The sequence below is a fragment of the Collinsella aerofaciens genome (genome assembly GCF_009876115.1).
Lineage (GTDB): Bacteria > Actinomycetota > Coriobacteriia > Coriobacteriales > Coriobacteriaceae > Collinsella > Collinsella aerofaciens_N.
In genome coordinates, this window is sequence record NZ_WWSY01000010.1 from 1 (window position 1) to 19,129 (window position 19,129).

Sequence of the window (19,129 nt, forward strand, 5' to 3'; positions counted from 1 at the left end):
TCGATTGGGACAGGCGGGCCTTCGAGGCCGAGCGCAAAATGGATTCTAAAAAACACCTTGCCAAATAGGAGCGTCAGGACGCAGAGAGGCTCCGCAGCGCGAAGCGCGCAGCGGAGCCTCTTTGCATGTCCGAGGACGTTCCGGAGAGAAGCCCCCGTCACGCCCCCGGATTCCCGGTGGGAGTTCTAGACCTTGTCGGCCTTAGTACATACCGCCGCCCTGCTGACCAGCGGTGGCAGCAGCGATAGCGTCCTCAAGCTGAGTGTTCTTGGGCACATCGGAGACGGTAGCCTCGGTAATGAGAATCAGGCTGGCAACGGAAGCAGCGTTCTGCAGGGTGACGCGGCTGACCTTGACGGGGTCGAGGACGCCCATCTCGATCATGTCGCCCCACTCGCCGTTGGCGGAGTTGAGACCCTGGCCGGCGGGCAGCTCGGCAACCTTGTCGACCACGACGGCGCCCTCAAAGCCAGCGTTCTTGGCGATGGTAGCAACCGGAGCGGTCAGAGCCTTCTTGACGATATCGACGCCGATCTTCTCCTCGGGGTCGTCGATCTCGACAGCATCGAGCGCAGGAGCAGCGTCCATGAAGGCGACGCCACCGCCGGCGACGATGCCCTCCTCGACAGCAGCGCGGGTAGCCTGCAGGGCATCCTCAACGCGGTGCTTGATCTCCTTGAGCTCGGACTCGGTAGCAGCGCCGACCTTGATGACGGCAACGCCACCGGAGAGCTTGGCCAGGCGCTCCTGGAGCTTCTCACGGTCGAAGTCAGAGGTGGTGTTCTCCATCTCGCCCTTGATCTGAGCGATGCGGGCGTCGATGGCCTCCTTGGAGCCAGCGCCGCCGACGACGACGGTGTTGTCCTTGGAGATGGTGACGGACTTAGCGGTACCGAGCATATCAGCGGTGATGTCAGCGACCTTCACGCCCAGCTCGTCCAGAGCAGCCTGGCCACCGGTGAGGACGGCGATGTCCTCCAGGATGCGCTTGCGGCGATCGCCGTAGCCCGGGGCCTTGACGGCGCAGACGTTGAGGGCGCCACGGATCTTGTTGAGGACGAGGGTCGGCAGAGCCTCGCCATCGATGTCCTCAGCGATGATGAGCAGGCCACGGCCAGCGCGCTGGACAGCCTCGAGAACAGGCATGATGTCCTGGACGCTGGAGATCTTCTGGTCGGTGATGAGGATGTACGGATCCTTCATCACGGCCTCCATGCGGTCGTTATCCGTGACGAAGTAAGCGGAGACATAGCCCTTGTCGAACTGCATGCCCTCGACGGTGTCGATGGTGATGTCGAACGTCTGGGAATCCTCGACGGTGATGACGCCGTCCTTGCCCACGACCTCCATGGCCTCGGCGATCTTCTCGCCGACCTCGGGGTCACCGGCGGAGATGGTACCGACGGAAGCAATCTGCTCCTTGGTCTCGACCGGCTTGGCCTGCTTCTTCATCTCGGCGACGGCGGCGTTGACGGCCTTGTCGATGCCGCGACGGATGGCCAGCGGGTTGGCGCCAGCGGCGACGTTGCGCAGACCGTCGTTGACGATGGCTTGAGCGAGCAGGGTTGCGGTGGTGGTGCCGTCACCCACGGTGTCGTTGGTCTTGGTGGCGACCTCCTTCACCAGCTGAGCGCCCATGTTCTCGATGTTGTCCTCGAGCTCGATCTCCTTGGCGACAGAAACGCCGTCGTTGGTGATGGTCGGAGCACCGAACGTGCGCTGCAGCGCAACGTAGCGACCCTTGGGGCCCATGGTGACGGTAACGGCGTCGGCCAGAGTGTTGACGCCCTTGGCAAGCTTAGCGCGGGCATCGGTGTTGAACGTAATGTTCTTTGCCATGGTAGGTAATCCTCCAAAAGAAATGTGACTCGCGTCGCCGCTTCCGAGTCCTATGCGACGATCGCGTTCAAAGACGAATCAGAGATTCTGACGAGACTAGGCCTCGACGACGGCGTAGATGTCGTCGGCGCGCATCAGCAGATACTTCTCGCCGTCGACCTTGACCTCGTTGCCACCGAACTTACCGTAGATGACAACGTCGCCGACCTTGACGTCCATGGGGATGCGCTCACCCTTGTCGTTGACCTTGCCGGCGCCAACGGCAACGATGGTGCCACGCTGCGGCTTCTCCTGAGCGTTGCTGGCGATATACAGACCAGAAGCGGTCTTCTGCTCGGCCTCGTCGGGCTTGACCAGAACACGATCTGCAAGCGGCTTCAAAGACGACATGCTTGTCTCCTCCTTTTTGGGCCGCGCGGTTATGCCGCGCGAATTAACCCTTTTTTGTTTGCGTACGCGTTGAATGGTACCCACGAATGGCGGGTTATACAACACGGAGTCAAAAAATCTTATTTTTTGGCACTTAGATTTTCTGAATACCGGGGGATAACTTAGCGGTGGCTTCCGTGTGGCTCCGGAGGGGCGGGGCATAAGGTTTCCTGCTCGGGCAGTCCTGCTCGCACGAAGGCCACATTAAGTGGCCTTCGGCTCGTGCGGAACTCACGATAAACCTTATGCCCCGCCCCTCCGGAGCCACACGGGAGCCAGGTTAACTAATTCGGTCCCGGCATTCAGAAAAGTCAGTGCAGCAAAATGGCGATGCGGATAGGAATGTGGGCATGGTTTTCGCTGCGCGCACGGGTCCCCTGGGGAGCAGCGTGCATTTTTGGGAGTTTTCAGCAAGCCAGGACGGCTGCATACGCGCCGGACACACCATATTGGTCCCAAGAACGCCTTTGACCGGCGATTTGGTCGACGGGCAAACCCCGTCAGGACAAAAAAGCGTGCCTCGCGCCGCACCGGACCCCAAAATGACGTCGATCTCCGCAATGCCACCCGACTGCAGCGGCACCGGCAGAGCTCACGGTGCTGAATACTCCATTTTTTGCACGGCCCAGGCGGGGGTACATCAGGACCGGAAAGAACATCTCAACTTTTTTTGCAATCTGCAACTGGAAGTATGCAAAACGCTAAGAGAAAGCATCGCTGATGTCCCAATTGAGCGCGCGGAGCAGCAGCGCTTCCACCCTGCGCCCAAATCCAGCAGAGAGGGGACGCTCCTAACGAACCCCCATCGGCAAACAAACGCGGCTCGAGCGCCATCCCAAAATATGCTGCCCGAGCCGCGTTTAACGGTACGGCATGAATATTAGCGCTCGTAGATTAAGTTGCCCGCCAGGTAGGTGGCCTGAACCTTGGTGGCTTGCAGCTCTTGGGGGTCGATGGTGAGCGGGTTTTGGTCCAGGACTACCAGGTCGGCGTATTTGCCGGGCTCTAGGCTGCCGAGGTTTTGCTCGTCGCCCGCTGCGTACGCGCTGCCAAGCGTGTAGCTGCGCAGGGCCGTTGCCGCGTCGATACGCTCGCTCGGCAGCCAGCCGCCCTCGGGCCAGTGGCTGCGGGGATCTTGGCGCGTGATAGCCGTGTAGAGCACGTTCATGCTGGTAACGGCCGTGATGGGGCTGTCGGTACCGAAAGCTTGACGGATACCGCGCTGCTTATAGGTTGCGAACGGCCACATGATTCGGCTTCGCTCCAGGCCAAGGTCGCGCTCTGGGCCACCCGGATCGAGCGTGATGTGGCAGGGCTGGCTCGAGGCGACCACGTTGAGCTTGCGCAGGCGGTCGATGTCCTCGGGCAGGAGGTTCTCCAGATGCTCGAGTGTGTTATGGCCGTGCTGGGGCAGGCCGTACAGGTCGGCGGCCTCCTCGAAGATATCCAGCGCGGCATGAATCGCACCGTCGCCGATGACGTGGATGCGCACGGTGTGACCGCGCTCCGCGGCAGCGAGGACCAGCTTGCGCATACGCTCGGCAGGAACCGTCAGGCGACCTTGATCGCCCGGGAAGCGCGGGTTGGTATAGGGCTCAGTAAGATAGGCCGTATGCTCGCTCGACACGCCGTCGAAGAACTGCTTAAAACCAGGCGCCGAGAGCAGCGCGTTGTTCGCGTAGCGGGTCTGCAGTTCTTCTAAGCGCGATTGGTCATCCAGCAGCGTGGGAAAGAGATGGGCGCGGATGCCCAACTTGCCGGCTGCCTGCAGTTTGTCGTAGACGTCGTCGCGGATAAAATCGCAGCCCGGCATGGGCATGAGCGACATGTCGCAAATCGAGGTAATGCCTTGCTCGGCCATGCGTTTCATTTGGTCGGCATACGCGCTCGCGATACGGTCCTCCCCCAGCCACTCAAGACAGCGCGGCAGCAGCTGCATGGCCGCAGCCTCATGAGCAATACCCGTGAGCTCGCCATTTGCATCTTTGTCGTAGCTGCCACCCGCCGGCGGCTCGCTGTCACGCGTCACGCCGAGTGCCTCGAGCGCGCGGCTGTTGAGCCAAAGCGTATGCCCGTCGCCCGAATACATAACGCAGGGACGATCGGGGAATGCCGCATCGAGCGACGCCTTGGTAGGATGCTCGGGCGGGTCCCAACGGTAGTCGCGCCAGCCCTGCGTCACAACCCAAGCGTCATCGGGCAGGTCCTTGGAAAACTCGAGCGCATGTTGCACCAGCGCCGCCTCGGACGTGCCCATATCCATGAGCATGTACGGCGAGGAGCCGACCGAGGTATGGAAGAAGTGCAGATGAGCGTCATGGAAACCTGGGCAGACAAACTGCTCGCCGTAGTCGATAACCGGCGTGGCGGCAGGCGCGGCGGCAATCACGTCATCGGGCGCACCGACTGCGACGATACGGTCGCCTGCGATGGCAATCGCCAGCTCGCGGGCGGTATCGATGCCGTCTTGCGCGGTAAAGACGTTCTTGGAGCGGATAATCCGATCGATATGTTGCATGGGCATCCCCATCTCTGGCAGGAAATTCAACACCCCCGAGTGTACTCCCCCGCCCTTGTAACAAAACCCCAAGCGGCAAACGGCAACTTTACCAGCCCTAGCGGCAGGTGGCATACTGGAGAGAGCCTGTACGATTTTGCGATCAACCCAGCAAGGAGCAAATCGACCATGACGAAGACCAAGGCACAGCAGATTATGGCGGCGACCGAGGCTCGCGCGGCTGACGACGTCACCGCAGCCATCCAAGATATCGCTACCGAGTTTGAACCCTACATCATCAAGCAGCGCCGCCACTTCCATAAGCACCCGGAGCTAAGTCTCGCCGAGGAGCGCACGACTTCTGACATCGCCAACCAGCTCGACGCCATGAATATCCCCTACGAGCGTCCCCTTAAGACGGGTCTTGTGGCGACCCTTCGCGGCACCGCGCCCGACGCCTATCGCGAGGACGGCACGCCGCGCCGCCGCATCCTGCTGCGCGCCGACATCGACGCCCTGCCCGTCACCGAGCAGACCGGCGAGGATTTCGCCAGCGTCAACGAGGGCTGCATGCACGCCTGCGGCCACGACTGCCACATCGCCATGATGCTCGGCACGCTGCAAATCCTGCGCCATATGACCGACGACATCCACGGCGAAGTCCGCATCGTCTTCCAGCCCAGCGAGGAAAACGGCCAGGGCGCCAAGCTCATGATCGGCACGGGCGTGCTCGACGGCGTCGATGGCGCCTACGCCGCGCACATCTGGAGTGAGGTCGACGCCGGCACCGTGAGCTGCGAGCCCGGACCGCGCATGGCCAATACCGACTGGTTCCGCATCGACGTCCGCGGCACCTCGTGCCACGGCGCCATGCCCCAGCGCGGTCACGACGCCGTTATGGTTGCCGCCGAGATCGTCAACGCTCTGCAGACCATCGTTTCGCGCGAGATCAGCCCCTACGAGCCGGCCGTCATTACCGTCGGCGAGCTGCACGGCGGAACCGCGCGCAACGTTATCGCCGGCACGGCCTACCTCGCCGGCACGGTGCGCACCTACGGCGATTCGACCCACGAGGAAATGCCGGAGCTTATGCGTCGCATCGTGGAGCATACCGCGGCCGCCTTGGGCGCCGAGGCAAAGCTCACCGACTACACCATCGCCAATTACAAGGTCGAAAACGATGCCGCCTCGAGCGAGCGCTGCCGCCAGGCAGTAATCAAATGCCTGGGCCCCACCGGTCAAGGTCATTACCGCGGCACGCTTTCGGGCGAGGATTTTTCGGAGTACCTGCGCCGCGTACCGGGCGTGCTCGCCTTTGTAGGTACGCGCAACCCCAAGATTGGCGCCACGTACGCCCAACATTCCTGCTTCTACAAGATCGACGAGACTGTGCTGGCAAAGGGCTCCATGGTGGCCGCCCAATATGCCATCGACTTTTTGGCCGAGCCCACGCAAGAGGAGCTCGACGGCCCCACGATTGCCGCGGTCGCCGAGACCAATCCCGACCTGGCAGCCAAACTGCGCTCTGCCAAGGCCACGGCCGCCGAGGCCCGCGACGCCATGCACGATGCCCGCACCGCCCGACACGCCGCAATCAAGGGCATCCACGATGCACGTGCCGCCGCTCGCCGCGAGGAGAAGCACGACGAGTAGTCGATCCACGACCATCTCGCAGTCATAGCCGCATCGCGATATCAAAGCGGGGGCGGACGCTTCGGCACGTCCGCCCCCGCTTATTTGTCAAGCGCTATTTCTACCGTTTCTACCCCATCCCCAAATGGCAGGTGGCAGGGTTACTCGTCCTGCGGGTCCTCGTCGGAGCTTGGCGCAGGCTCGGGCTCAGGCGCAGGCTCGGGCTCCGGTTCCGGCATGGGCGCGGGCTCGGGCTCAGGCACGGGCGTGGGCTCAGGCTCAGGCTCAGGCTCAGGCTCAGGCTCAGGCACGGGCGCGGGCTCGGGCTCGGGCGCAGGCGCCGGCGCCGCAGCGGAATCGGATACGGGCGCTGCGTCGGCGCTAAAACCAGCCGGAGCAGACTTCTTCTCAAACGGCAGCACAAAAGTCAGGACGTCGTCCTTGTCCTCGTCGGCCCACTCGCTTGCGTAGCGTGCAACCCAATAGCCAACGGCACGGTGCTTGAGCATCTTGCCAAAGACCGTGAGGAATACCGTGACAAACGCCGTCAGCACCAAGAACAATACGAGCGTGATGCCACCGCCGGTAACAAGCGCCTCAATAGCCGTAGGACGGTAGTAGTAGCTATACATACCGACAGAGGCAATGGTGCCAAAGACGAACGTCAGGATCCAGGTGACAACGTTGGCGACCAGGCCCGTCAAAAACTCGGGAAGGAACGAAGCGCAGAACAGTTTGGTCTTGTTGTGCTTAAAGGCCGCCCAGACCTTATCGAGCGAAAACGCGCTCTCGACACGACCGGTCACCGCAAAGTGCATCACGGCAATGTCGGCGAACATCTTAAAGAAGACCCCCAAGACCGCCGTGGCAATCATAGCCAGGACAAGCAGGCCAAGCGAGCCGAACAGCGCTGCCTCGAGTGCATAAGAGCCGTAATACGAATACGAGCCCGCGGCGCCAATTACCACGCTCTCCACCAGCGAAAGCACTACACCGATAACGGGAATGGCAGCGATAACCTCGAGCACGACCGAGATAACGCTCGAAAAGACTCCGAGGCCAAACGACGTGGAACGCATGAGTGGACGATCCATACCGTCATCAACCTTGAGCGACAGATCGCGACCCCACTCAATACCAAAGCCGGAACCACACACGCTCGCAATGCAAGCTGCCAAAAAGCCGATGGCAGCCGCGATACCGCCGATAACGGGAATGAACAGCACGAGCACTGACACGACACAGATGAGCGCCGGCAAAAAGGCGATCTGGCACACGCGCTGCAGCACGCCCGGCGTCTTGGTCATGTCCTCAAACGCCTGAGCCACACAGCCCTTGGACGCATTCGCCACGGGCGGTTGCGGAACAAACTGCTGGGGCTGACCCTGAGGGGCAGAGGCTGCGGCACCGGCATTGGGGGCACCACACGCACCGCAGAACTTATCGTTGTCGCCCATGGGGGCACCACACTGCGAACAGAACATCGAGATCATCCCTTCGTATCTTGAGCGAATCATCTGGATCGCAAACGATGTCTTTGGCATCATTATCACCCAATGTGGGGACAAATACTCCAACATGACGCATTTGCAATGCGCAGGGCGCTATTCGATTGTTTGATAAGCTCGACCGCGTTAGTTCGTTCCGCGGAAACCCTTGCCGACGATCTCGGAGCTGTCGACGATCGTGATAAAGGCACCCGGATCGATCTCGCGAGCGTAGCGACGCAGCTGCACGGCCTCGCGACGACTCAGCACGCTCATGATCACCGTCACGCACTTGCCCGAGAAAGCACCGTAGCCGCGGCTGATAGTCGCCGTACGGTTGAGATGCTTGACGATAAACTCCTCGACCTTAAGGGGCTCGGAGCAAATGACCGTGCAGACTTTGCGCAGGTGGATGCTCTCGATGGCTTTGTCGACCACAAGCGTCTTGGCAAACAGGCCGAGCACGCAATACAGACCGACGCGCGGGCCGTACAAGAAGGCCGCGATGGTCACGATGCCGATATCGACCAGCAGCAGCGCACGGCCGATCTCAAGCGTCGTGCGGCGTTTGAGAATCATGGCGAGGATGTCCGTGCCGCCCGTCGAGGCACCAATATCAAAGACGATGGCGCTGCCGAGCGCCGGCAGAATCACGGCAAAGCACAAGTCGAGCCACATATCGCCCGTCATCGAGACATCGGTCGGGATAAAGAGCTCAAACAGCGAAACATAGGCGGACAGCGCAAACGAGGCAAAGACACTCCACAGGATTGCCTTGCGCTCCAAAAAGATAAAGCCCAGAACGACCAGGACCGCATTGATAATCCACATAAAGACGCCGACGGGCAGGGTCGGGAACAGCGTGGACAGAATGACCGACACGCCCGAGGTGCCGCCAAAAGCAAAGTGATTAGGGGTTTTAAACGCGACGATGGCAAAGGCCGTGAGGATCAGGCCCAAATTGAGCTCGGCAAAAAAGCGCGGAAAGCCCGGCTCCTGGCTGCGCTTGCGACCAGCGCGCTCGCCCCGCTCGATAACATCGCGATCGACCACGCGCTCCATCGGCACTACGGGAGGACGATGCACCTCCTCGGCAGCACGCGACGCCGCCTCTGCCGCAGCGGCCTCAATTGCCCATGCCTTGCTTTCTGTTTCGTGCTCGTCGGCCATTACGGCAACCCCTCGTTAACAATTTGGAAACAATGCGCCCATTAGAGTAACGCGGAACGTGGGGATTGCAACCCTTAGTTAGACGAGCGGTATGACTATATCGGGAGCGTACAAAAACGGCCGGCCACGCTTTTGCTTGCGCGGTCGGCCGTTTAATGTTTTCGCAGATAAAACCTGCCAAAACAAACCTGTCCCTTTTTGGAAGGTTATTCGTGCTGGCTGGTGCGGTGCTCATACTCCTCGGGGGTGATGACATCCTCGATGCGCAGGTTGACGCCCGCCACCTCAAGGCCGGTCATCGCGGCAAGGCGCTCGGTGACACGTGCCTTAACATCGTCGAAGATCGCGGGCGCATAGGCGCCGTACTCGATGATGACGGAGATGTTGACGACCACGCGATTGTCATCGGTGACCTCGACCGTCACGCCCTTGGTCAGATTCTCGGCACCAAACTGCTCCTGCACAAAGTGCATGAGGTTGCCCTTCATGCCCAGAACGTGCGGAACCTCGCGAGTGGCCATGGCAACGATCTTCTCGATCACGCCGTTGGAATAGGTCAGCGAGTCCTCGGACTCGTCTGCTTCCTCGTCGTCCTCATCCGTATCGGACTCGGCCTCGACGAGAGCCTCGTCCTCGAGCGTCACATCCTCAGCTTCGGCGACGACCGCCTCGTTCTCCTCGAGCTCGGTATCGGCTACATCGACCTTCGTATTAAAAGCCATGGTTCCTCCTTATGCCTGCCGCGGATGCGACAGTCGAATACATATTAGCGGCCGCTAAACAGACGGCCGAAGAAGTTGACGATCCCGTTCTCGCCGTCGCGAATTTGGCCGATCACAGCGCCGATCAGCACGAAGAATGCAATGACGAGCGTATCCCACAGGCCGAGCGTGAGCACCAAAACGGCGAGGATAAAGCCAGCGACGGCACCGAGCGTGGTGTTGGGATGACGCACAGCATAGCTCCAGATGGCAGCGCCCGTACCCTTGATGAGACCCATAGCCTCGTCAAAATCCGCGGCTGCCGCGTCTTGTAACTCGGTTGCCTCTACTTTGGAATCAACAGGTTCGCTCGCCGACGTGGCGCTCTGGTCAATCGTCAGGCGCGGCGTACGAGCGGTCTTATCTTGATTGGTATCACTCACCGGAAACCTCCACGGTCTGGACGGTAGTCTTGGACGGCAAAAAACGGACACGCGCGGTCGTACCCGGCGTGCCGAGCATGGTGTCGCAGGCCTTCTCGATGCGCTGCTGCATCGAGGTGGCAAGAGCGGCAACGTCCTTATCATCGAGCGCGATGGCCTCGACCTTAAAACGGACGTGCGAATCGTCGGAGCCTTGGACGCGGGCCTCGACATGCTCGACCATCACGCGGTCGTCACGCTCGGCAGCAGCCCTGGCGCACGAAGAAAGCGCCGCAAGGGTAACCTCGATATTGCGCTCCCCCGCCGGATGCACGCAGGACGGTTCGCGACGGGCGAACATCAGGCGGAAGAAGCTTATCAGTACGCCGATCGCCACGACGCCGGCGCACACCGTCACGACGATGCGCGGCATGGAGTCGCGCATCAGCAGCATAAAGCGATACGTATACGGCCCCCAAAACTGGCAGACAAGCGTACCCAGCGCCACGATGGTGGCGGCAAGATACACGATCGCTAGGGCTCGTTTGAGTACGCGCACGCGGCGCTCCCTTCAAATCTCGGCTCTCGAAATGCAGAACGGTTCGCATCATTATAAAAGAGCCGGGTCCGGTGCTCTACGCACGCGGATCCGGCTCATCTATTCCACGAGGCTTGCATGCTCGCTTCATTATGCCCAGATATGCACGGCTTAACCCGTGCGAGCGCTACTCCTCCTCGAGGGCAGCGATGACCTCGTCGGTCATGTCCATGGTGCTGTAAACATCCTGGACGTCGTCAAGCTCCTCAAGACGGTCGATGAGGCGCTGAACCTTCTTGGCGTCGGCGCCGGAGACCTCGGTCGGGGTGGTCGGGACCATGGTGGTCTCGGAGCCCTTGACCTGGACGCCCTGCTCCTCGAGCGCCTTGGAGACAGCCATGACCTCGTTGGCAGTAGTCCAGACGATCCACTCCTCGCCGGCATCCTCGTAGTCCTCGCCACCGGCCTCGGCGATGGCCATCATGAACTCATCCTCGTCACCGGCAGCACCGTTGGCGATCATGGTCTCCTTCTTGGCGTTCTCGTCCAGGATCTCCTTGGCGACGACGATCTGGCCCTTACGCTCAAACTGGAAGGCGACGGAGCCGGAGGTGCCCAGGTTGCCACCAGCGTGGGAGAAGGCGGAACGGACATCAGCGGCGGTGCGGTTGCGGTTGTCGGTCAGGCAGTCGACGTAGACGGCGACACCGGCAGGACCGTAGCCCTCGTACACGATGTTCTCGTAGACGGCGGCGTCAGCACCCGAACCAAAAGCCTTGTCGATAGCGGACTTGATCTTGTCCTTAGGCATGGACTGAGCCTTGGCCTTGGCAACGGCAGCGGCGAGGCTGGCGTTGTTCTCGGGCAGCGGGTCACCGCCGAGACGGGCAGCAACGGTGATGTTGCGGCTGAGCTTGGAGAAGAGGGCGGAACGCTTGGCGTCCTGCGCGCCCTTACGATGCTTGGTTGTGGCCCACTTAGAGTGTCCGGACATACGTGTCTCCTATCGGTTTCGACCTAAAGCCCAGCGCAGATGCTCGGGCAATATAAACAAACGTCGTTATGATATACCTACTAGCCTGCGAGATAAACCCCAAAATGAAGGCGTCGTGATGATGCCCCCTTTGGTGCAAAGAAACCTGGCCACAATGCACCAAGTTAGGACCAGAGGAAGTCGCTGCGGGTGACGGCGGCGCCGATGGCGAAGGGCATGCAGGCGATGACAGGATACAGGTAGCGCATGTAGGTCGAGCCGTTGCACGGACCAATCAGGCACACGGCGAGCACGCCCAACAGCGGTACCCAGATCGCCAGCGCACGCCATGAATGACGACGCAGCAGGTAGACCACCACAGCGATCATGATCCACACATAGGTGGCCGAGCTCATAGTGAGCGAAATAAACGGGATGCGCTGCACCGCCACACGGTACAGATTGATCAGGTGGTCACACCAGCGCACCACGTTGCTGTCAACCGGATGGAAGTCGAAATACTTGAGGTTGTCGGGGCGCGCCATGATCTCGGCACTACGCGCCGTGCTGTAGACCCAGGCATCACGCGCGCTCGGATAAAAATAACCATAGTAGTTATTGATAAGCGCCGAAATATAGCACTCGGGATCCTTCTTAAACATCTGGGCCCATACCTCAAAATAGGCATCGATGTCCTCCTGCGAGGCGTACTCGTTAAAGCAGTTCTTGACGGCATCGGACTTGTCAGGGTTGTAGCGGCGGCCCAGGTTCTCATACTTGAGCACGCGATCGATCACGGCACGCTCCTCATCGGTCACCAAGCCGTCGCAAGGAGCCTCCACGATGGTGCCGTCCTCCTTAACCGTGGGGTTGACGCCCGAGTTGAGGCCGTCGTGCTTTTGGACGAAACGAGCCGTCTGTTGAAACGGAATCGAGAGGATTTCGCGCTTGGAACCAGGCGTGATGTCGTGCGCCGGCATAAAGACCTTGGTGAAGTACATATTAGAGGCAAGGCAGAGTGCGAGCACCGCGAGGACGCCAACCCAGCGGAAGCGCGGCGTGGCGCATGAGACCGCGGTGCCCGTCTGCTTAGCCGCACGACGGGCGACATGTACATCCCATGCGCAAAACGCCGCCGCAATCACGCAGGCCGCCAACGGAAAGACCAGACCGCCATTGCGCAAAAACGTGGAACCCATGGCAGCCAGCGCAAGCAACAGCCAGTCGTGGCGCGCAAAGAGCACGGGCCTCTGTTCGCCCGCACGCTCGGCATTGGCATCACGACGGGGCAAGCCACATGCCACGAGCTTGACGGTCTGTACCAGCAGCACCAAAAACGCGTCGGCAAAGAGCACGTCTTTGGTGAGCAACGCCGCGTAGTTAGAGAACATCGGCATAAACGCAAAGAACAGCAGGATCGCACCGCGAACCGGCAGGCTCACGCCCAGTTTGCGCAGCGACGAAATGGAATAGGCCATGCAGGCAGCCGTGATGACAAATTGAGCGCAGGTATAGATGATGAGGCCCGCGTTAGCGCTGTTGAACAGCGAAAGCCCCAGTTGAACGCACGAGCCGATAATGGCCGTGTGCACTACGGGATGATGCCCGTTGAGCAGCACGTTGGGGTTGAGTAGGCGCAGGTAGTCGCTCGTGCCGTTGGGATAGTTGAACCACTGGCGAATCTGCGCACCCGTATCTCCCATAAAAAGGCCGGGCAGCGAAGCGATGAGCGTGGGCGCCCAGGCGATCATAAGCACCAGGAAGGGCCCGGCAAAGGGATGGACCGAGAGCACGGCGTGAGCCACACGCCATATGCGGCCAAAGTGCGCCTCGGAAAACGGGATGCGTCGGGAGCTCAGCCAATCCAGACACTCAAAAGCCAGATAGAAGGCCACGATCGCTAGGAGCATCCAGCCCGCGCCGCCAATCCAGGCGCAGATGATGCGGGCCTTGTCGCCAAGAACAATCTCGGCCGAGTCGGTGAGGTCGTAGCTGCGGCCGAACACCATGCAGATGGCGAAAAACAGCGACGGCAGAATGATCGATGGACGCCAGGTGTCGCCACGGCCAAAGAACACGTAGCGAAACGGCAGCGTGAGCAGGCAGGCAAGCGCAAGCAGCATGACCGCGTCGGTATGGCCGGCAAACGAGAGGAGCACCTCGTAGCACACGTACAGCATGCCCGAGGCTTTGGGGTCAATCGCCAAGACTGCGTTGCTCGACACCGGGGCGGGATCGATGGAAAACGCCGTGGTCGCCAACAGCGCGAGCAGAAATGCGATGAGCGTCTGCTTGGCGGGGTAGCGCTTAAACCAGACGATGCGGGCCGCGTCGCGCGCAGCCGTTGTGGAGAGATCGGAATCCTTCACAGTCCGAAAGCCTTTCTAGAAACCTGCCAAAAAGGGACAGGTTTATTTTGGCAGGTTTTATCTGGGGAAACGTTACGGTTCTGTCATCATTGCCCAGCAAACCACCACAAAGGTGCCTGCCCCCTTTGTGGTCGTATGTGGTGGTTAAGCGTCGAGGTAGATGCGCTGGGGGCGATTGCGGTGTCGGGCGAAGATGATGAGCGCCAGGCCCGCAATAACGAGCGGAAGGCTCAGCAGCTGACCCATCGTGATGACGCCGCCCAGCAGATAGCCAAGCTGGGCGTCGGGCACGCGCACGAACTCGACGAGGAAGCGGACGATGCCGTAACCCATCACAAACACGCCCATAAACGTGCCCTGGGGCAGCAGCGGCTTTTTGCGGCTGAGCACCTGCAGAATGCAAAAAAGCACGATGCCCTCAAGAAATGCCTCGTAGAGCTGGGAGGGGTGACGCGGCATATCGCCCGCAGTCCCGCCAAAGACCACACCCCAGGGCAGATCGGTCGGCTTGCCCCACAGCTCACCGTTGACAAAGTTGGCACAACGGCCCAGGCACAGGGCCAGCGGCGCGCCTATGACGGCAAGGTCTGCCAAAGTCCATGCGTCGAGCTTATACATGCGGCACACGATGTTGCCGCCGATAATGCCGCCGACCAGGCCACCGTGGAAGCTCATGCCGCCTTCGTTGGTGGCAAAGATCTCGAGCGGATGTGCCCAGTAGTAGCCGTCGCCGTAAAAGATGACGTAGAACAGGCGGGCGCCGATGATAAGGCCAAAGACCACACCGACCACGACGCTCGTCAGGTCGTCAATCGTGATGTTAAAGCCCCAGCGACGCTGCGTGCGATACATAACGACCGCCGTGAGCAGAGCTCCGACCACATAGGCCAGACCATACCAGTAAATCGTGATGGGCCCCGCCGAAATCGCGACGGGATCAAGCATATGGTAGAAGTCGTTGAGCATGTCGACCCTCCTACTCCCTACATACAAATGCGGCCGCGGGCCTTACGCTCGCAGCCGCATATTTGGGCGTAACGTCTATGCGGAGTATGCCGTCCGCAGCTTTCGCATCTTAGAACGGCGCGTACTCGTCGTACAGGTCGTCGGTCTCGCCGGAGGCATTGACCTGCTCGACACGGGTAACGCCGGGCACATGCTCCTTCAGGATGCGCTCGATACCCATGGACAGGGTCAGCGAGCTCATGGGGCAGCCGGCGCAAGCGCCCTGCAGCTCCAGTTTGACGACGCCCTCGTCGTCAACGCCCACATACTCCATATCGCCGCCGTCGGCCTGCAGGTTGGGGCGAATCTCTTCAAGAACCTTCTTAAGCAGCTCTTCGTTAACAGCCACAGGGGCTCCTTTCTCACAATTACGCGGGCGCGCCCGCGGACAGAAGCTATGTTACTACAGCCGTGTACCCGCTCACGAGCCGTCCATGCGCGCAGACGCGACTTTCACGAGTAGTCAATTTGGGACGGGGCTCTTTTGGCTGCCTTTTGTTGCCAGCTGGCGTTGCCACGCGCTACTGCTGAGCCTGCCCCTCGGTGCCGATGTGAACATCGACGATAACCTGGCGGTAGCTGATGCCGCAGGAGTCGAGGATGCGGCGGCTGATGCGTCCGTCATCGGTGTCGGCGTACTTGTTGTCCAGGTAGACAACCTCGCCCACGCCCACCTGCGCCAAAATCTTGGCGCAGTCGTGGCACGGGAACAGCGTGACGTAGACCGTGGAACCCTCAAGATCTTTGAGCGAGCCACGGTAGTTGAGCACGGCGTTTGCCTCGGCATGCACCACGTAGTTGTGCTTGTCCTGCAACGGGTCGTCGCTCGTGCCCCACGGGAAAAAGTCGTCGTTGAGCGCCGAGGGCGTACCGTTGTAGCCCACCGAAAGGATGCGGTGGTTGGTGCTGGCGATGCACGCGCCCACCTGCGTGTTGGGGTCCTTACTGCGGCGCTGCGCGGCGATGGCCACGCTCATAAAGAACTCGTCCCAGCTAATGACGTCCAGGCGCTTGCCTGACGAAGTTTGATGAAGATCGTCCGACATGGCAGACACCTCCGTAATCGCAATAGTTTGACCCATTGTAGCAGGTGAAAGGTGGGGGCGTTTGTCCCACCGGCGCCCTCACCTTTACACGCGGCGGGGCTTTTGATTGATGCGGTAGAGCTCGGCGAGACCCCGCAACGTCAGCGCGTCGTCGACCGTCAGACTGTGACCGACCAGCGACGCGAGTGCCTCGGCATCGTCGCCGGTAATGACGATGGGCACGTCGCCCTCCCCCGCGGCCTTGGTCGCGCGCATCTCGGCAAGCACCATGTCGAGCATGCCGTCGATGCGGGCTACCTCGCCCAAGACCACGCCCGAGCGCATGGCCTCGCGCGTGTTGCGGCCGATGACGTGTGTCGGCGCCGAGGGCTCAACCTGGGGTAGGCGCGCCGCAGCGGCCGAGAGCGAGCGGGCGCCGAGCGCCAGACCCGGCGCGATAACGCCGCCGACAAAGGTTCCGTGCGTATCGATGACCTCGATATTGGTCGTGGTGCCTAGATCGATCACAATGCACGGCGAGCCGTAGACGGCGCGCGCCGCCACGGCATCGGCGATGCGGTCGGGGCCGATCTCGGCCGGATCGTCGTAGTGCACGGGCATGCCGGTCTTGAGGCCCGGCCCCACGGTGAGCACGCGCCCCGTACAAGTGCGGGAAAGCGCCGTCTTCCACGGGCGCTCGAGCGCCGGCACCACGCAACTCAGCACTGCGGCTGCGGGCACAAGCGCACCCGGCATGCCCGCATCGGCCGCCAGTGCGGCCATGACCTGCACGAGACGCATGCGCGCCTCGTCTGCCGTGATGCTCGACGGCGTAGTGATCTCGCACGTCGCAAGCGGACATTCCTGCGCCGCGGCCGAATCCTCGGCAAACAGGCCAAAGCGAATGAACGTGTTGCCCACGTCGACCGTCAATATATATGCGCACCCATTAAGCATCGTCGGCGCTCCTTTCGTCTGCCCAGCAGTATATCCCGATGATTGTTCTGGGACGGGGATTTAAAAATCATCAGGTACGCAATGATTTTTAAATCCCCGTCCCAGAACAATCATCCTTTGGCCGAGCCTGGGTCAGCTAAAAAGCCCCGTCCTAAATGAGCTGCCTTACGGCTATACTGGTGCGCGGTCGTTTGCGAGCTCACGCGGCGGCCCTTGGTAACCCGACTTCCCGCGCCGTATCCGTAACGGCGCTCCCGGGGGAAGCGGATATACGCAAAGGAGTTTTATATGAGCAATCCCTCGAACCGCGCCTCGATGCGCGGGCAACTCACGCTGCGCGGCGTCGTCATCGGCGTCCTTGGCTGCGTGATCATCACGGCAAGCTCGGCCTACACCGCCCTCAAGATGGGCGCACTCCCCTGGCCGATCGTCTTTGCTGCCGTCATCTCGCTGTTCTTCCTCAAACTCATGGGCAACGCCAGCCTCAACGAGGCAAACGTCACCCACACCATCATGTCCGCAGGCGCCATGGTCGCCGGCGGTCTGGCGTTTACCATCCCGGGCGCCTGGATGCTGGGCTATGCCGACCAGATTAGCTGGCTCGACATGTTTATCGTGGCACTCGCCGGCACTATCCTGGGTCTGCTGGCCACCGCGCTCATCCACCGTCACTTTATCGTGGACGCCGCGCTTGAGTTCCCCACCGGCAACGCCGCAGCTCAGACCTTGCGCGCAACCGAGGCTGGCGGCAAAACCGGCAAGCAGCTCTTTGGTTCCATGGCCATCGCCGGCATCTATAGCGTGCTGCGCGACGCCCTGGGCGTGGTGCCCGGCATGCTCTGCACGCTCAATATTCCCGGCGTGACCTTTGGCATCTACAACTCGCCCATGCTGCTCTCCGTCGGCTTCCTCGTGGGCTTCGCCCCGGTCGCCTTCTGGTTTGCCGGTGCCCTGCTAGGCAACTTTGGCATCATTGTGGGCGGCACCGCTGCCGGTCTGTTCGACGTTGTGACCGCGCAGGGCATCGTCAAGTCCTTGGGTATGGGCCTCATGATGGGCTTTGGCGTCGCCGTCGTCCTCAAGGACATCCTGCCGCAGGTCGCCGGTATCGTCCGCGGCCTCGCCGCCGACAGCTCCACCGACACCGACGAGCAGTCGCTCATCTCGGGCTCCCTCAAGCTCGACGCCGGTATCATCGGCCTGGGCGCTGCCGCCATCGCCGTGATCATCGCCATCGTGCTTGACCTTGGCCCCGTTCCGGCCGTCATCGTGACGCTGTTCACCTTTGTCACCACCATCATGAGCGCGCAGAGCTGCGGCCAGACGGGCATCGACCCCATGGAGATCTTCGGCCTCATCGTCATGCTCATCGTGGCAGCCTTCGCACAGATCGCTCAGGTCAAACTGTTCTTTATCGCCGGCATCGTGGCCGTGGCGTGCGGCCTTGCGGGCGACGTCATGAACGACTTTAAAGCCGGCGCCGTGCTGGGCACCAACCCGCGTGCACAGTGGATCGGCCAGGCCATCGGCGGCATCGTGGGCGCCCTGGTCGCCGCAGCCGTCATGGTCGCGCTCGTCACCGCCTATGGCCCGGACGCCTTTGGCCCCGACAAGAGCTTTGTTGCCGCGCAGGCAAGCGTTGTCGCCACCATGGTCTCGGGCATCCCGAGCGTGCCGTGGTTCGTTGGCGGCTTTATCGCCGGCATCGTCATGTACTGGCTCGGCATTCCGGCCATGATGATCGGCCTGGGCGTGTACCTGCCGTTCTACATGTCACTCACGGCATTCCTGGGCTCCTGCGTCAAGCTCGCCTACGACAAGTGGTCCGCCCACCGCGACGCCACCGCTGGTCTTTCTGACGAGGAAAAGGCCGCCAAGGACGCCGCCTTCCAGGAACAGGGCTTGGTTGTCGCCAGCGGCCTGCTCGGCGGCGAGTCCATCGTCGGCGTTATCCTGGCGTTTGTCTCCGTGGGCTTAAGCCTGCTGGGCTAAGCTGAGCAGCTGCTCGACGGCAACCATATTGCCTACGACTTGCCCGGTCGGTAGCTTTTGCGGCTGCCGACCGGGCTTTTTATACCAACGCAA

General features: G+C 61.3%; 16 protein-coding genes. 2 read left to right on the forward strand and 14 right to left on the reverse strand.

Features of this window, described 5'->3' with window-relative positions:
* Positions 1–201: 201 nt before the first annotated feature.
* The 3 genes from groL to GT571_RS06410 all read right to left on the reverse strand — a co-directional run bounded on the left by groL (position 202) and on the right by GT571_RS06410 (position 4,792).
* On the reverse strand, positions 202–1,839 hold the full coding sequence (groL, locus tag GT571_RS06400) for a chaperonin GroEL (RefSeq protein WP_006234938.1): 1,638 nt from the start codon (positions 1,837–1,839) through the stop codon (positions 202–204).
* Between the two features lie 96 nt (positions 1,840–1,935).
* The gene (gene groES, locus GT571_RS06405; RefSeq protein WP_022094351.1) at positions 1,936–2,229 is read right to left on the reverse strand and encodes a co-chaperone GroES; all 294 of its coding nucleotides are present in this window, start codon (positions 2,227–2,229) and stop codon (positions 1,936–1,938) included.
* Positions 2,230–3,148: 919 nt separating this feature from the next.
* Positions 3,149–4,792, reverse strand: coding sequence for an amidohydrolase (locus tag GT571_RS06410; RefSeq protein WP_240136180.1), 1,644 nt, complete (start codon positions 4,790–4,792; stop codon positions 3,149–3,151).
* A 162-nt stretch (positions 4,793–4,954) separates the two neighbouring features.
* On the opposite strand from GT571_RS06410, the gene GT571_RS06415 reads away from it, so the two are divergent.
* Complete coding sequence (locus GT571_RS06415) at positions 4,955–6,418, forward strand: M20 family metallopeptidase (RefSeq protein WP_161156143.1); 1,464 nt, start codon at positions 4,955–4,957, stop codon at positions 6,416–6,418.
* A 140-nt stretch (positions 6,419–6,558) separates the two neighbouring features.
* Here GT571_RS06415 and GT571_RS06420 read toward each other — a convergent pair whose 3' ends face one another.
* The 11 genes from GT571_RS06420 to GT571_RS06465 all read right to left on the reverse strand — a co-directional run bounded on the left by GT571_RS06420 (position 6,559) and on the right by GT571_RS06465 (position 17,044).
* On the reverse strand, positions 6,559–7,881 hold the full coding sequence (locus tag GT571_RS06420; protein WP_161156145.1) for a DUF4013 domain-containing protein: 1,323 nt from the start codon (positions 7,879–7,881) through the stop codon (positions 6,559–6,561).
* A gap of 150 nt (positions 7,882–8,031) precedes the next feature.
* The gene (locus GT571_RS06425; protein ID WP_082435553.1) at positions 8,032–9,054 is read right to left on the reverse strand and encodes a YitT family protein; all 1,023 of its coding nucleotides are present in this window, start codon (positions 9,052–9,054) and stop codon (positions 8,032–8,034) included.
* Between the two features lie 206 nt (positions 9,055–9,260).
* The gene (locus tag GT571_RS06430; RefSeq protein WP_055251999.1) at positions 9,261–9,776 is read right to left on the reverse strand and encodes an Asp23/Gls24 family envelope stress response protein; all 516 of its coding nucleotides are present in this window, start codon (positions 9,774–9,776) and stop codon (positions 9,261–9,263) included.
* Between the two features lie 44 nt (positions 9,777–9,820).
* Positions 9,821–10,198, reverse strand: coding sequence for a DUF2273 domain-containing protein (locus GT571_RS10090; RefSeq protein WP_338400650.1), 378 nt, complete (start codon positions 10,196–10,198; stop codon positions 9,821–9,823).
* Entirely contained in the window at positions 10,191–10,736 is a 546-nt protein-coding gene (locus GT571_RS10095; protein WP_240136182.1) for an Asp23/Gls24 family envelope stress response protein, read from the reverse strand. The genes GT571_RS10090 and GT571_RS10095 overlap by 8 nt, the downstream gene beginning before the upstream one ends.
* Before the next feature lie 166 nt (positions 10,737–10,902).
* Positions 10,903–11,709 carry a YebC/PmpR family DNA-binding transcriptional regulator gene (locus GT571_RS06440; protein WP_006234926.1) on the reverse strand — a complete coding sequence of 269 codons (807 nt, stop codon included), beginning with the start codon at positions 11,707–11,709 and terminating at the stop codon, positions 10,903–10,905.
* A 164-nt stretch (positions 11,710–11,873) separates the two neighbouring features.
* Positions 11,874–14,057, reverse strand: a complete 2,184-nt coding sequence (locus GT571_RS06445; RefSeq protein WP_338400651.1) for a DUF6020 family protein — start codon at positions 14,055–14,057, stop codon at positions 11,874–11,876.
* 144 nt (positions 14,058–14,201) lie between these two features.
* Positions 14,202–15,023: a prolipoprotein diacylglyceryl transferase gene (lgt, locus tag GT571_RS06450; protein ID WP_161156147.1), complete on the reverse strand. Its 822-nt coding sequence runs from the start codon at positions 15,021–15,023 to the stop codon at positions 14,202–14,204.
* 109 nt (positions 15,024–15,132) lie between these two features.
* Complete coding sequence (locus GT571_RS06455; protein WP_099432127.1) at positions 15,133–15,411, reverse strand: NifU family protein; 279 nt, start codon at positions 15,409–15,411, stop codon at positions 15,133–15,135.
* 172 nt (positions 15,412–15,583) lie between these two features.
* Positions 15,584–16,108, reverse strand: a complete 525-nt coding sequence (locus GT571_RS06460) for a deoxycytidylate deaminase (protein ID WP_099432128.1) — start codon at positions 16,106–16,108, stop codon at positions 15,584–15,586.
* A gap of 84 nt (positions 16,109–16,192) precedes the next feature.
* Positions 16,193–17,044 (reverse strand): type III pantothenate kinase, encoded by an 852-nt coding sequence (locus GT571_RS06465; RefSeq protein WP_161156149.1) that lies wholly within the window; start codon positions 17,042–17,044, stop codon positions 16,193–16,195.
* A gap of 288 nt (positions 17,045–17,332) precedes the next feature.
* On the opposite strand from GT571_RS06465, the gene GT571_RS06470 reads away from it, so the two are divergent.
* The gene (locus tag GT571_RS06470; RefSeq protein ID WP_161156151.1) at positions 17,333–19,036 is read left to right on the forward strand and encodes an OPT/YSL family transporter; all 1,704 of its coding nucleotides are present in this window, start codon (positions 17,333–17,335) and stop codon (positions 19,034–19,036) included.
* Positions 19,037–19,129: the final 93 nt, after the last annotated feature.